Source organism: Rufibacter tibetensis, from assembly GCF_001310085.1.
GTDB lineage: Bacteria > Bacteroidota > Bacteroidia > Cytophagales > Hymenobacteraceae > Nibribacter > Nibribacter tibetensis.
The window spans coordinates 1163806-1180957 of record NZ_CP012643.1; the positions used below are offsets into that span (position 1 = coordinate 1163806).

Annotated in this window: 2 protein-coding genes; one reads left to right on the forward strand and one right to left on the reverse strand. The window is 51.4% G+C overall.

Translation table 11 applies throughout. From position 1 onward, the window contains the following. Positions 1 to 34 precede the first annotated feature (34 nt). Positions 35 to 859: a DUF3050 domain-containing protein gene (locus DC20_RS04555; protein ID WP_062542747.1), complete on the reverse strand. Its 825-nt coding sequence runs from the start codon at positions 857 to 859 to the stop codon at positions 35 to 37. Positions 860 to 1870: 1011 nt separating this feature from the next. Here DC20_RS04555 and DC20_RS22790 point away from each other — a divergent pair. After that, the gene (locus DC20_RS22790; protein WP_062542748.1) at positions 1871 to 17125 is read left to right on the forward strand and encodes a T9SS type B sorting domain-containing protein; all 15255 of its coding nucleotides are present in this window, start codon (positions 1871 to 1873) and stop codon (positions 17123 to 17125) included. Positions 17126 to 17152: the final 27 nt, after the last annotated feature.

Sequence of the window (17152 nt, forward strand, 5' to 3'; positions counted from 1 at the left end):
GTACGTCAACCCACTCCCAAAGGATTTAAGCAGTTTAATGGCGCCTGATGCTGGCTAAGATGCCATCCCACAGGTGCAAGCGCATTTTCTGACAAGCCACGGCTTCCTGACGGCACTCTTCCCATTTATGCTTGTCTTCACCGCACAATTCGGCCACCATTTTCATGGCCAGGGGCGAATGCACCTCGTCGTCTAGTTGAATGTGACGGTCCATATAATATTGAAAGGTGTCCAGGGTACCCGGGTACCGGCGGTTCAGGTCACCAATCAGGCAGCGGAACATGTCTGGAATCACGTCTTCACGCCCAAAGGTAAAGGAGGCAGCAATGCGGTGCGGTTGGCTTGCCTGTATAGTCTTGAACGTATGCGTCACAAACTCTTTGGTATGACCCGGCAATGAAAGGGTTTCCAGTTGCGTGAAAATAGACTTGCCGTGTTGCACACCAGCCAATAACTCATGGATCAGGCGGGTATCGGCGCCGCACTCTTCCATGGCCCGTACATACAGCTCAAAGTGGCTGATGGGATTTCCCTCCGGATCTACGTCCGTCTCCTCTTCCAACACAATCTCATTGATAAGCCTACGATTGGCTGGGCTGCCGTGGGGCGTCCAGGGAACATCAACGCAGGTAAGATGGCGCTGCAGGCTTTTGAGAAGGCTCATGAAGTCCCAAACCGCAAAGATGTGGTGCTCCATAAACACCCGAAGATCTGCTAAATCATAGATTGACTCATAAAGCGGGTGCTGCATGAGGGCTTCGCGATGGGGGCGTAACTCTTGCTGGAGCCATTTTATTTTTTCCTGGTAAAAAGGCAGAAGCGTGGGTGAGTATCCGGTTTTCTCCAAGATGACGGGCATAGTAGGGTATAGTTTTAGGTATAGACAGACCGCGGATTTTCCTGCACTGGCCTCCAAAATTTACCTCACCCGCAGATTTGTTTCTTTAAAGTAAAGGTACGCTTGGAACGGGTGATTACGCAAAAAACAGACGTTCGTTTAAATATTATTTTATCTAATATAATACAAAAACGACTCTTTAACAAGCTACTATTCACCTTGTTTCATAAGAAGAAATCATCTTAAACTCAGCAGGAAGAATATCTTTCTTTTCCTATTTCTGCTTACTTAAAAAGAATCTCTTTTTGCCTTCCTGAAGTTGCAAGCCCTTTCATTTATTCCATTAAAGCCTCAGTCTAAGATTAGCTACTCAAACGCTTCTTTTGGAGCTATTTCTAATCTACCACACTAAGCAGCATCAACCTTATACCCCTGTTAAAACAACATCTCACTAACCCCTATAATTTTAATACAATAACCATTTGAAATATAAATTTTTAAACTTTAATACCATTTTTACTAAAATTTAACTTTGGCTTTAGCTGTAAAACTATTTATATACTTATTTTAGCTCATTGACCATATAAAGGCTAATTTATATAACAAATTATAGTTTAATTGTTAAAATAATGAAGTTAAAGGAGTTTCTATATTTTGCATTATACCAATTACATATACTACAGTCATACTTAATGAATACAAGCATAATACCACTTAAGTGAAATTCTACTTCAAACCAGCTATTCGCTTTAGGCAATTGCTCCTAAGTGCTTCTGTAAGGAACTTACAAACCCCCTTAAAGCAAGGTTTGCAGACAAGAGCCCCAAAATACTCCCGGACAGAACTAAATGACTCCATGACAAAACAGAAAATAGACAGCGTTGGTCAATGCCTCATTGCTATAGTTCTGCTTGAAAATAGAAGACAATATATGATTGCAACCCTTAACCAATCTTTTAAAGCGGAAACAAACCAAGTCCACTTCTAAAGAACCCACAGAACCTAGAAAAGAACCACCCCAACGCTTGCTATATGAATAAAAACTTTACTCAAAAGTCAACCTTCTTCTTTGCCTTTTGCCTACTCTGGTTGTTACAGCTTGTGACAGTTCAGGGTTTGTTTGCGCAAAGTGCGCCCATCAAAGTAGACCTTACGGGCCAACCTAATGGTATTTACAACTCTCCATTATTAGATAGAAATGGAAGTGGTTGTGGAACGCAGGATAAAAATGAAAACTGTATCCAGTTTGAGATAACTCTTGACAGAAATGCAGGGGGGCTGGATTTCAGTATCATAGATGGCCCGGTTCCATCAGGCTCCATGTCCTACCAGATAAACTGCGGTACTCCTGTTCCTGTAGGGCAGCCGATCTGTGTATCTGGAACCGGTCCTCACATTCTCACTATTTGTATGCCGGGCGGAGCTAGAAACGCCTTTAGAGTAACTTCTATTGCGGCATTTACCCCACAGGCAGACGTATCTGTTTCAGTAGGTTGTACTGCAAACTTGTCGGCACCTATTGCTTTCAACGAAGCATCTATCACTTGGCGTGACATTACAGGAGGTGGCGCTTACAATAGATACCTTAGCGCTACTGCTGGTAGAAGTACCGTTATTGTAACACCAGACGACAATGCTCCTGCTTATGTAGATTATGAAGTTTGCGGTCAGTCTGTGGCCTCCCCCTGCTCTACATTGCCTTACTGCGATGTAGTGCGGGTATACTTCCATAAAAAGCCAACTGTCTCCATCGGTCCAAGCCCAGCAATCATTTGCCCTGGCTCTTCTGGAGTACCACTTACCGGAACCGTTACCGGGGGAGATGGTAATTTCCAATACATCTGGACGAACAGCGCAGGCAATGTAGTTTCCACTGCTGCCACCTATTTGGCTCCTACTGTTGGCACCTATGAACTGGAAGTACGAAATACAAACTACCCGTCTTGCCAGAAATTCTCTGCCTCTGTTACAGTGGTCACTAACTTAACGGCAAATGCCGGGCCTGATCAATTAGTTTGCTCTACTAGCCCGGTTTCTTTAGCAGGAACAGTCACAGCAGCTACTGGTGGAATTTGGAGTGGCGGAAACGGCTCTTTTTCTCCTAGTAACACTGCCCTCAATGCCGTGTATGTTCCTACTTCCGCTGAATTGCAAGCCGGATCAGTGAAGCTTACCCTAATATCAACAGGTAACGGTTCCTGCGATCCGGTGAGTGATGAGGTGCTTATTACCTTTTACAACATGGAAGTAAGCATTTCAGGCCCATCCATCATTTGCGCCGGCACCACCGCTAACCTAATTACCGCCTCCGTAACGGGCGCACAAGGAGCCCTCTCCTATGCCTGGAACACGGGCGAAACATCTGCCTCCATCTCAAACAAACCAGCAGGTACCTATACAGTCACAGTAACTGATGAAAAAGGCTGTTCCATAAGCAAATCGTTTACTGTTACAGAAGCAGCAGGTCCCTCTGATCTTGCTGTTACCCTGAGATCCACTACCTGCGGAGCCAGCAACGGGGAGCTTTCTATCACTGGAACTACAGGTGGCACCGCTCCCTATACTTATAGCTTAGATGGGGCCGCCTTCCAGACAGCCACTACCTATACTGGTTTGCTGCAAGGAACCCACACCTTAGCAGTAAAAGATGCGAATGGCTGCGTTTATACCAAAACAGTCACGTTACAAGACATTCCTGGCCCAACTGATTTCACTGCTTCCACCAAATCTTCTACCTGTGGCAACAGCAATGGAAGCATTACGGTTACCGGGGTAACCAGCGGGACATCTTCTTATACTTATAGTGTTGATGGAGGCAACTTCCAGACTTCAGCTACCCTTTCTGGTTTAGCAGCCGGCACCCATGCTGTTACCGTGAAAGATGCTAACGGCTGTGTTTTCACAAAACAAGTCACAGTAGAAAACATCGCCGGGCCAACCGCCATGAAACTGGAAATTTTCGCTACAAACTGCGAAGGGAAAAGCGGTTACTTCCGTATCCTTGAAGTTACGGGAGGCACTGGCCCTTACATGTACACGGATGGCCGCACCCCTTACCAAGGCTTCAACACCTTCGGAGACTGGGAGGCAGGGACTTACACCGTTACTGTTAAAGACGCCAATGGTTGCACCTACTCGCAACCTGTCACCATACCTGGTGCCCCAGGTCCTAAAGGCTTTACTGAAACAGTGAAACCTTCGGTATGTGGAGCCCCAAATGGAGAGCTTACGATTGACGCTATTTCAGGTGGCACTGCTCCGTTTACCTATTCTATTGATGGAGGTGGCTTCCAGTCCTCTTCTACCTTTGCCTCTCTACTACCTGGCCCACACCAAGTAATTGTGAAAGATGCGCGCGAGTGTACCTTCACCAGAACCGTACAAGTGACCGATGTTGCCGCCCCAACAGATTTCGCTGCCACTTTCAAGCCTTCTACCTGCGGAGCCAGCAATGGAGAGATAGATGTTAATACCGTAACAGATGGCACTGCTCCATATACATATAGTATCAACGGAGGGGCATACCAGGCTTCAACTTCATTTACTGCCCTGGCTGCCGGCACCCACACTATTTCTATAAAGGATGCTAACGGCTGCCTTTATTCTAAAACAGTGACGCTCCAGGACAGACCAGGTCCTACAAACTTCACTGCGACCACCACCTCTTCTACCTGTGGCAACCCGAACGGTGTCATCAACATCACAGGAACAACCAGCGGAACGTCACCTTTTACTTACAGCATCAACGGCGGTGCTTATCAGACTTCCGCTACTTTCTCTGGTTTGGCTGCTGGCAACCACACCATCACAGTGAGAGACGCCAACGGCTGTACTTTCGCAAAAGCGATCACTTTAGAGAACGTTGCCGGGCCAACCGCCATGCAGCTGGAAATCTTTCCTACAAACTGCGAGGGGGAAAGTGGTTATTTCCGGATCGTTGGGGTAACGGGAGGCACCGCCCCCTATATGTACACCGATGGCCGCACTCCCTACCAAGAATTCAATACGTTCGGGGACTGGAAGGCTGGCACTTACACCGTTACGGTGCGGGACGCCAATGGCTGTACCTACTCCCAGTCTGTCACCATCCCAGGCGAACCAGGCCCAAGTGGCTTTACCGAGACAGTGAAGCCTTCTATATGCGGAGCCCGCAACGGGGAGATTACGGTTGGTTCCATTTCAGGTGGAACAGCTCCGTTTACCTACTCCATTGATGGAGGTGGCTACCAATCCTCGGCCACCTTCGCTTCTGTGCTCGCCGGACCACACCAGGTGGTTGTGAGAGACGCGCGTGGGTGTACCTTCACCAAATCTGTGCAGGTCTCTGACATAGCCGGACCAACAGGATTCACCGCTCAAATCCAAACTACCAGCTGCGGCCGCAACAACGGAAGCATTGAAGTATCAGGTATCATTAGCGGCACTGCTCCTTACACTTACAGCAAGGACGGCACCAACTTCCAGGCAAGTTCCAGTTTCTCTTCCTTGACTGCCGGCACCTACACCATCACGGTGAAAGACGCCAACGGCTGTACCTTCAGCAAGGCAGTAGAAGTAAGAGACATTGCCGGACCTACAAACTTAGCCCTGACCGCTGTCTCCTCCACCTGCGGTGCCAGCAACGGAAGCATCTCCGTGGGAACTGTCACCGGCGGTACCGCACCTTTCACCTATAGCAAGGACGGCACAAACTTCCAAGCCTCCACTAGCTTCACTGGTCTTTCAGCTGGCACGCACACCATCACAGTGAGAGACGACAATGGCTGCGTTTACACTAAGAGCATTGTAGTAAGTGATATTGCAGGACCATCTGACCTTGCGGCTACTGCAGTTTCTTCTACCTGCGGCAACCCGAACGGAACCCTAACCGTGACCGGTGTGACTGGCGGCACCGCCTCCTACACCTACAGCAAGGATGGGGTGAACTTTCAGGCCTCGGCTAGCTTCACTGGCTTAGCGGCGGGCACCCACACCATCACCGTACGAGACGCTAACGGATGTACTTTCGCCAAAGCCTTTACGGTAAATAATATTGCAGGACCTACGGCGGTAACAGCTACCTCCCAGCCTGCCTCTTGCAACGACAATGACGGACGTTTGACAGTAGGCACTGTAACGGGCGGAACTGCTCCTTACACCTACTCTATCAACGGAACCACTTTCCAGGAAGGTCTCACCTTTACCGCGCTTGCCTCGGGCACCTACACGGTAACTGCCAAGGATGCAAACGGGTGTTTGACCACCGTTTCTGTATCTGTTTCCAAGAACGTTCCTACTGCCTTTGCAAGCTCTACCACCTCTTCTACTTGCGGAAGCAGCAATGGAAGCATCACCATTGGAGCCATTACAGGCGGAACAGCGCCTTACACCTATAGCAAAGACGGAGCTACCTTCCAGGCTAGCGCCACTTTCTCTGGTTTGTTAGCCGGAACCCACACCATCACGGTGAAGGATGTTAAGGGCTGTACTTTCGCCCGCCAAGTGACGTTGAGTGACGTAGCCGGACCAACCGGCTTGGTTGCGTCCATGCAATCTTCTTCCTGCGGAGCTAATAACGGAAGCATCTCTATAGGCTCCGTAACTGGCGGCACTGCCCCTTACACCTACAGCAGAGACGGGGTGAACTACCAAGCCTCTACTTCCTTCACAAACCTGCTGGCTGGCACCTACACCATCACCGCCAAAGACGCTAATGGATGCGTTGCCACAGAAACAGTGGTGGTGAGAGACGTGGCTGGCCCAAGCAACGTTGTTCTGACCTCTACCTCCTCTACCTGCGGTAGCAGCAACGGGCAAATCTCTGTTGGCACCGTGACGGGAGGAACTGCCCCTTACACGTACAGCAAAGACGGCACTACCTTCCAGGCTAGCTCCAGCTTCTCTTCTTTAACTGCCGGCACTTACACCATCACGGTGAGGGATGCAAATGGCTGTACCTTCTCAAAGGCGTTTGAAGTAAAAGACATTGCTGGACCTAGAGATCTGACCCTGATCGCCACCTCTTCCACCTGTGGAAGCAGCAACGGTTCCGTCTCAGTTGACGGGGTAACCGGAGGAACGACACCTTATGCCTACAGTATCAATGGTGGTTCGTTCCAGGCCTCAGCCTCTTTTGCTGCCCTGGCAGCCGGTACCCACACCATCACCGTGCGAGACGCCAACGGATGTACCTTCGCCAAGACTGTAACCGTGAGCGACGTGGCCGGGCCTTCCAATCTGGCTGCCAGCACGGTTTCCTCTACCTGCGGAGCGAGCAACGGAGCGTTGACCATCACTAACGTGACGGGCGGCACTTCCTCCTACACCTACAGCAAGGATGGGGTAACCTTCCAAACTTCGGCCACCTTTACCAACCTGTTAGCAGGTACCTACACCATCACGGTGAAAGATGCCAACGGCTGTACCTTCGCCAGGGCTTTCGCAGTGACCAACATCACCGGACCAACGGCAGTGGCAGCCACTTCCTCTCCTGCCTCTTGCAACGACAACGACGGAAGCATCACGGTGGGTAACGTGAGCGGCGGAACCGCCCCTTACACCTACTCCATCAACGGAACCACGTTCCAGGCGGGCACAACCTTTACCGCGCTTGCCTCGGGCACCTACACGGTGACCGCCAAAGACGCGAACGGCTGTTTGACCACTGCCTCAGTGACCATCCAAACCAACGTTCCTACCGCCTTTGTAAGCTCTACTAATTCTTCTACCTGCGGAAGCAGCAACGGAAGCATCACCATCGGAGCTATTACCGGAGGAACCGCACCTTACACTTACAGCAAGGGTGGTGCCATCTTCCAGGCATCGGCCACCTTCTCAGGTTTAGCTGCGGGCACCCACACCATCACGGTGAAAGATGCAAATGGATGTACTTTTTCCCGCCAGGTAACTCTGAGTGACGTAGCCGGACCTACTGGTCTAATCGCCTCCACCCAGACCTCTTCCTGCGGTAATCCGAACGGGTCCCTGACTGTCACTAGGGTGACCGGCGGCACTTCCCCTTACACCTACAGCAAGGACGGGGTGAACTTCCAAAACTCTACTTCCTTCCCTAACTTACTTGCCGGAACCTACACCATCACCGCTAAAGACGCCAATGGATGTACTACCACGGAAACAGTAGCAATAAGAGATATAGAGGCTCCAAGCAACGTAGTGCTGAACCCAGTTTCCTCTACTTGCGGTAATAGCAACGGAAGCATCACGGTTGGAACTGTAACGGGCGGAACTGCTCCTTACACCTACAGCCTCAACGGTGGTTCGTTCCAGACCTCAACTACCTTTGCATCATTACGGGCAGCGCAATACACCATCATGGTGAAAGATGCCAATGGATGTACTTTCAGCAAGACTCTGGAAGTAGAAGACATGGCTGGGCCAGCTGACCTGACCCTGGCGACAACTGCTTCTACCTGCGGAAACAGCAACGGGTCAATATCAATCAATGGAGTTACCAACGGAACTGCACCTTACACCTACTCACTAGATGGGGCCGCATTCCAGAACGGTACTACGTTCACTAGAATTCTAGCTGGTGAGCACACCATCACGGTGAGAGACGCCAACGGATGTACCTTCAGTAAGAAAGTTACCGTGAGCGATGTAGCCGGACCTTCCAACTTGGTGGCAACTGCAGTTTCCTCTACTTGCGGCGCGAGCAACGGGACACTGACCATCACAGGCGTAACCGGGGGCACTGCGCCATACATGTATAGCGCAAACGGTGTGAACTTCCAGGCTTCAGCCACTTTCACAGCTCTTGCTGCTGGCAACCACACCATCACAGTGAAGGACGCCAACGGCTGTACCTTTGCTAAGGTTTTCGCAGTGGAAAACATTGCAGGACCTACTGCAACTACCGCCACTACTTCGCCGGCCAGCTGCGCTGACAATGATGGTAGCCTCACCGTTACAGGCGTAAGCGGCGGAACCGCCCCTTACACCTACTCCATCAACGGCACTACTTTCCAGTCAGGCACTACCTTTACTGCACTTGCCTCTGGTACCTACACAGTGACCGCTAAGGATGCTAACGGCTGCTTGACCACTGTTTCAGTAGCAGTGTCTAAGAATGTTCCTACTGCCTTTGCCAGCTCCACAGTAGCCTCTACCTGCGGACGTAGCGACGGCGGATTAACCATTGGTCAGATTACCGGTGGAACTGCTCCTTACACGTACAGCAGAGACGGGGTAACTTTCCAGGCCTCTGCCTCTTTTGCTAACCTGGCAGCCGGAACCTACACCATCACGGTGAAAGATGCTAATGGCTGTACCTTCAGCAGAGGAGTAGCAGTAAGCAACATCTCTGGTCCTGTTTTCGCTGCCACAGCTTCCACCACCACCTGCGGAGCCAACAACGGAAGCATTTCCGTAGGCACCGTAACGGGCGGAGTTGCTCCTTACACCTACAGCAAAGACGGAGTTACCTTCCAGGCCTCTACTACCTTCTCTGACTTGCTGGCCGGCACCTACACCATTGTGGTGAAAGATGCTAACGGCTGCTTGTCTTCAGAAACAGTAGTAGTAAATGATATAGCAGGTCCAGACAACGTTGTGCTGACCTCTACTTCTTCTACCTGCGGAAGCAGCAACGGACAAATCACCATTGGGGAAGTAACTGGCGGAACTGCTCCATTTACCTACAGCCTCAACGGAGGTTCGTTCCAGTCTTCAGCTTCTTTCATGGCACTCCGGGCAGCGGAATACACCATCACGGTGAAAGACGCCAACGGCTGTACCTTCAGCAAAGAAGTGGAAGTAAAAGACATCGCCGGACCTAGCAATTTAACTCTCGCCTCTGTTTCTACTACCTGCGGAGCCAGCAACGGATCTGCCTCAGTTGACGGGGTGACTGGCGGAACCGCTCCTTACACCTTCTCACTCAACGGAGCTGCCTTCCAAGCGTCTACCAGCTTCGCTGGCCTGGCAGCCGGCACGCACACCATCACGGTGAGAGACGCCAACGGCTGTACCTTCGTCAAGAGCGTTGTGGTGAATGATATTGCCGGGCCATCTAACCTAGCAGCATCTGCGGTTTCCTCTACCTGCGGAAGCAGCAACGGAACCTTGACCATTACCGCCACTAACGGTGGCACGGCTCCTTATACTTACAGCAAAGATGGAGTAACCTTCCAGGCATCGGCTACCTTCACCGGCTTAATGGCGGGCACCCACACCATCACGGTGAAAGATGCCAACGGCTGTACCTATGCCAAAGCCTTCGTGGTGAATAACATTGCAGGACCTACGGCAGTGGCAGCCAACACTGCCCCTGCCAGCTGTAACGACAATGATGGAAGTATCATGATAAATGGAGTAACTGGCGGAACTGCTCCGTACACCTACTCCATCAATGGAACCACGTTCCAGGCGGAAGCTACCTTTACAGCCCTTGCCTCGGGTACCTACACGGTAACTGCCAAAGACGCGAACAGCTGCTTGGTTACTGCCTCAGTGACCATCCAGACAAACGTTCCTACCGCCTTTGCCAGCTCTACTAATTCTTCTACCTGCGGAAGCAGTAACGGAAGCATCACCATCAGGACTATTACCGGCGGAACCGCACCGTACACCTACAGCAAGGACGGGGTGACTTTCCAAACCTCAGCTACTCTTACAGGTTTAGCTGCTGGAACGCACACCATCACCGTGAAAGACGCGAAAGGCTGTACTTACGCTCGTCAGGTGATTTTAGGTGACGTGGCTGGTCCTACTGGTTTGATTGCTTCTCTGCAGTCTTCTACTTGTGGTGCGAACAATGGAGCTTTCACCATTACAACTGTATCAGGAGGCACCGCCCCTTACACCTACAGCAAGGATGGCACTTTTTTCCAAGCCTCAGCTAACTTCACCAACCTGCTAGCCGGAACCTACACCATCACCGTCAAAGACGCTAATGGATGTACTACCACAGAAACAGTAGTGTTAAGAGATATAGCAGGGCCAAGTAACCTGGCGCTGAACTCAGTTTCTTCTACCTGCGGAAGCAGCAATGGGCAAATCGTGGTTGCGAACGTAACCGGCGGAACTGCTCCATACACCTACAGCATCAACGGAACTACTTTCCAAGCCTCTGCAACCTTCACTGCCCTGGCCTCCAACACTTACACCATTACGGTGAAAGATGCTAACGGCTGTATTTTCAGCAAAGCAGTAGAGGTAGACAACATCGCAGGACCAAGCAACCTGACATTGGCCACTACCTCCTCTACTTGCGGAAGCAGCAATGGCGCTGTTACGGTGAATGGTGTGATCGGCGGAACTGCTCCTTACACGTACTCTATCAACGGATCTGCCTTCCAGAGCTCTACCACATTTGCCTCGGTATTAGCTGGAGAGCATACGGTAACGGTGAAAGACGCCAACGGCTGTACCTTCGCCGGAAAAGTGACGGTAGGTAACATTGCTGGGCCTTCCAACTTCCTGGCAACTACCAGATCCTCTACCTGCGCCGCCAGAAACGGCGAACTGACGATCTCTGAGGTAACCAACGGAGTAGCTCCTTATACCTACAGCAGAGACGGCGTGAACTTCCAGGCTTCGGCTACCTTCACCGGCTTATTAGCGGGCTCTTACACCATCCATGTGAAAGATGCTAATGGCTGTACTTTCAGCAAGGCCGTTTCGGTTTCTGACATTACCGGACCTAACGCGATAGCAGCTTCTTCCACTCCGGCCAGTTGCCTTGAGAATGACGGTAGCATTACAATAGCTGGAGTGACCGGTGGAACTGCTCCTTACACCTACTCTGTCAATGGAGGTGCTTTCAGCACGAACACTGTCTTCACAAGATTAGCTTCGGGTACTTACCGGGTAACTGCCCGCGATGCGAACGGATGCGAGACTGTTTCTTCAGTGATTATCCAAAAGAACGTGCCAACTGCGTTTGCCAGCTCAACGGTAGCCTCTACCTGCGGCAACCCTAACGGAAGCATTACCATAGGAACAATCACTGGCGGTACTGCACCGTACACCTACAGCAGAGACGGGGCTACCTTCCAGGCAAGCTCCACTTTCTCAGCGCTTGCGGCCGGCAACTACACCATCACGGTGAAAGATGCCAAGGGTTGTACCTTCGCAAGACCTGTAACTCTAAGCAACGCCAACGGACCATCTGATCTGGTGACATCCATGAAAGCCTCAACTTGCGGCGACAGCAATGGTGAACTGACGATTAGTGGCGTAACTGGCGGAACTGCTCCTTATACCTACAGCAAAGACGGAACTACCTTCCAGTCTTCCGCAACCTTCACCGGTTTGATTGCTGGTGCTTACACCTTCACGGTGAAAGACGCCAACGGCTGTGTGTACTCTGAAGAAGCTTCGCTGAGTGATGTATCGGGTCCTTCTTTCCTGGCAACCTCAAGAGCATCTACCTGCGGCGATAGCAACGGACAAATTGCTGTAACAGGAGTTACGGGTGGGGTTGCTCCTTACACCTATAGTAAGGATGGCACAAACTTCCAGGCAGCTGATTCCTTCACCGGATTGTTGGCAGGCAGATACACCATCACCATCAGAGACGCGAATGGCTGCCGTTACACCCGCACCGTGAACGTGGAGAACATCACTGGCCCAACTGGCCTGACGCTGGCTTCCACAACCTCTACCTGCGGAAGCAGCAATGGTTCTATCACTGTGAATGGCGCCACCGGAGGAACTGCTCCGTATACCTTCTCGCTGGATGGATCTACCTTCCAAAGCGCGACTACTTTTGCCTCGGTTATGGCCGGCGAACACACCATTACGGTGAAAGACGCCAACGGCTGTACCTTCAGCAAGAAAGTAACGGTAGAGAACATTGCAGGACCAACAGACCTACTCGCTACCACCAGATCTTCTGTTTGCGGCGCCAGCAATGGAGCTTTGACCTTGAGCGGAGTAACTGGCGGAACGGCACCTTACACGTATAGCAAAGACGGAATCACGTTCCAAACTGCTGCTATCTTTGATGGCTTACTAGCAGGTCAGCACACTATTACGGTGAAAGACGCCAACGGCTGTTCCTTCAGCAAAGCCTTCACAGTGTCAGACGTGACCGGACCTACCGCGGTAGCGGCTACTACGTCACCAGCTAGCTGTGAAAACAACGACGGAAACCTCACCATTTCTGGAGTGACCGGAGGAACTGCTCCTTACACGTACTCCATCAACGGAACCAGCTTCCAGACCGGAAACACCTTTACAGGACTTGCTACAGGCACCTACACAGTAACGGCCAAAGACACGAATGGCTGTGAGGTAACGGCTTCTGTGAAAGTAAACCAGAACGTTCCTACCTCTTTCACCAGCTCTACAATTGCTTCTACCTGCGGACGCAGCGACGGAGCGATCACTGTAGGTACTGTAGAAGGCGGAACAGCTCCGTACACGTACAGCAAAGACGGCGTGACCTTCCAGGCGAGCGCAACGTTCACAGACTTGGCAGCGGGTAACCACTCCATCACCGTGCGTGACGCGAAGGGTTGTACCTTCAGCGCAAGAGTGGCGGTAAGCAATGTTTCAGGACCTACCTTCACCACAGCGGCAGTTGCCAGCACCTGCGGAAGCACCAACGGAAGTATTTCTGTGAATGCGGTAACAGGCGGAGTTGCTCCTTACACCTACAGCAAGGACGGAGTAACCTTCCAAGCCTCTACTACCTTCCCTAACTTACTGGCCGGCACCTACACCATCTCGGTGAAAGATGCCAACGGCTGTCTGTCTTCGGAAACAGTGGAAGTAGAAGACAAAGCCGGACCAAGCGCCTTCGCTCTAACCTCGGTTTCTTCTACTTGTGGCAACAGCAACGGACGAATCACTGCTCGTGACATCATTGGCGGAACTGCTCCTTATTCTTTTAGCAAAGACGGTTCAACCTTCCAGGCGTCCTCTACTTTTGAGAACCTGGCAGCGGGTGCTTACACCATCACGGTAAAAGACGCCAATGGCTGTGTGCTAGCCAAAACAGTAAGAGTGGACAACATTGCTGGTCCAAGTGACGTGGCTATGACAACCGTCTCTTCTACCTGTGGCGCCAGCAACGGACAAATCACGTTAACCGGAGTCACCAACGGAACCGCTCCATACGCCTTCTCACTTGACGGTGGCGCCTTCCAAACCACTACTACCTTCGGGTCTGTATTGGCTGGCGAGCACACGGTAGTAGTAAGAGATGTGAATGGTTGTGTGTACAGTAAGAAAGTAACGGTAAGAGACATAGCAGGACCAACAAACTTGCTGGCTTCTACCAAAGCTTCTACCTGTGGCGCAAGCAACGGAGAGTTAACCGTAACGGGTGTAACGGGTGGCACTGAGCCATACACGTACAGCAAAGACGGCTTGAACTTCCAAGCATCTGCTTCCTTTACAACCCTGAAAGCTGGCTCGTACACCTTCACGGTGAAAGACGCCAATGGCTGTACGTTCACCAAAGCTTACACCGTTTCCGACCTTGCAGGTCCATCGGCAGTAACCGCAAGTGCTACTACTGCCAGCTGCAACGACAATGACGGAAGCATTACGGTAACGGGGGTAACTGGCGGAACGGCTCCGTACACCTACGCTCTAAATGGAAACGGATATCAGGCGGGCAATACCTTCACTGCCCTGGCTTCTGGCACCTACACGGTGATCGCCAGGGACGCCAATGGCTGCGAGGTAACCACCAGCGTACGGGTAGAGACAGTGGTACCAACCAACTTCACACATTCCTTCACATCCTCTACCTGCGGAAGCAGCAACGGAGGAATCACCGTAGGAAACGTGACCGGCGGGTATGCTCCTTATACCTACTCCATTGATGGAACCACTTTCCAGAGTGCAGCTAGCTTTACCGGTTTAGCGGCTGGTTCTTACACCATCACCGTGAAAGACGCCAAAGGCTGTACCATTGTAGAGCAAGTACAAGTGACAGACATTGCCGGAGCCTCAGGCTTCACGGCTTCAGTAGATGCCACTACCTGCGGAGACAACAATGGGAAGATCACCATCTCTGATGTGATAGGCGGCACTGCTCCTTTCACCTACAGCGTAGATGGCACCAACTTCCAGGCTGCTACTACTTTCGCATCACTGGCACCGGGCACCTTCACCATCACCGTGAAAGACGCGAATGGTTGCACGTTCACCAAAGAAGCAGTTGTTTCTGGCTCCACCAGTCCAACTTCCTTCCAAGCGACGTTGCAATCTTCTACCTGCGGAGATGCGAACGGTACCATCACGGTAAGTGACATCACCGGCGGAGTTGCTCCTTACACCTACAGTATAGACGGTTCAACCTTCCAGGCATCGGCTACTTTAGCAGGTCTGCGGGCGGGACAATATACCATCACGGTGAAAGATGTCAACGGCTGCACCTTTGCTAAAACAGTGGAAGTAGAGAACATCCCGGGCCCGGGTAACTTTACGCTGGCTACCCTCTCTACTACCTGCGGAGAAAGCAACGGAACCATCACCCTCAGCAACATCACCGGCGGAACGGCTCCTTACAGCTTCTCACTGGACGGCACTAACTTCACTACGCCATCTACCGTGCTCTCTTCTTTCGCTTTTGAAAATGTAAAAGCAGGAGCTTACCAGATAACAGTGAGAGATGCCAACGGATGTATCCTGGTGAAAGGAGTAAGTGTGGCAGACCAGCCTGGTGTTACGGCCATAGCCACCGCTACCAAACCTGCCACTTGTGAGAGCAATGGAGCCATCACCATCACCGGCACAACCGGCGGTACCGCTCCTTACACGTACTCATTAGACGGCATCACCTATCAGGCTTCTAACGTCTTCTCAGCACTCGCTCCTCAGGAGTACAAAGTGTATGTGAAAGACGCAAATGCCTGCACTGCCTCGTTTACTGTGCAAATTGGTGAAAACAGGCTGAAAGGAGCTGAAGTAACAGCTACCGCCACCGATTGTGGCCTGAACAATGGTTCTATCTCAGTAAGTGGCGTGAATGGCGGTGTTGCTCCGTATGCTTACAGCATCAACGGAACTACCTTCCAGGCTTCTACCCAGTTCACGAACCTGGCTCCTGGCACTTACACTGTCACTGTCCGTGACGCGGAAGGATGTACGATCACGAAAACCCAGGAGGTAGAAAACAGTGGTGGATTAGAGTCTTTCGTCCTGACGAACACCGATGCCAGCTGCGGAAACAAAAACGGGCAGATCACCATTGGGCAGGTAACAGGAGGGCAAGGTCCTTACACCTACAGCATCAGGACCATGTTCCAAACTCCTTCAGAGAGTGGGACTATGTTCCAGACAGAGGCAGAGTTCACTAATCTGGCCGAAGGGACCTACCAGGTGTCAGTTAAGGATGCGAAAGGATGTGTGCTGGAGAAAACTGCTACCATCGGCAGCAGCCCAGCTATCACCAACCTTGCCTTCTCTGTGAAGCCAGCAGGTTGCGGTCAGACCGCGGGGCAAGTAACGGTTGACGGGGTAACCGGGGGTACTGCTCCTTACACCTACTCGTTAGACGGTGCTGCATTTGTGAGCTCTACTTCCTTCTCTGGAATAGCTGCTGGAAACCACACGCTTTCTGTAAAAGACGCCAGAAACTGCACCTACCAGGTAACGGTAACCGTGAAGCAACTTGAAAGCTCTGTGACTCTTGTGAGAGATGTGCTTTGCGCCACTGACAGAAATGGTTCTATCACCATCAGCACCAAAGGAGGTGACAGCCAGACAGAGTTCAGCATCAACAACGGGGCTACTTTCCAGAAAGACTCGGTGTTCAGCAACCTTGCTGCCGGCACTTACCAGGTGATCACCAGATTCTCTGCTACGTGTACCATCACCATTGGCAGAGTGGAAGTGAAAGCCCCTGCTCCTGTGCAGGTGACCGTTACGCCTCTGACTGAAACCAGTGCTGCCGTGACGGCCATTAGCGGAGGTACCGCGCCTTACACCTACAAACTGGACAACGGGCAGTTTACTTCAGCCACTGAGTTCACAGACCTGAGTGAAGGCACGCATACCTTGGTGGTGAAAGACCAGAATGGCTGTACAACTGAAGTTTCCTTTAACATGGCAAGCACCGCAGGCTTTGAAATCCCGAACGGCTTTACTCCTAACGGTGATGGCATTAATGATTTGTGGGTATTGAAGAACCTGACCACGCTCTTCCCGCGCTGTAAGGTAACCGTCTACAACCGCTGGGGCAGCCCAGTGTTTGAGTCGCATGGTTACAAAAAGCCTTGGGACGGAACGCACCAGGGCAAACCACTGCCAGTTGGTACTTACTACACGGTCATCGAGCTAGGCAACGGAAAAGCCCCTCTGAGGAAATCACTGACGATCATGCGTTAATTTTTGCCATTGACTTATCAATAGCTT

What these genes read in the sequence shown, in the direction of transcription:
- DC20_RS04555 (WP_062542747.1), bottom strand. Translation starts at nt 859, where the DNA reads ATGCCCGTCATCTTGGAGAAAACCGGATACTCACCCACGCTTCTGCCT.
- DC20_RS22790 (WP_062542748.1), top strand. Translation starts at nt 1,871, where the DNA reads ATGAATAAAAACTTTACTCAAAAGTCAACCTTCTTCTTTGCCTTTTGC.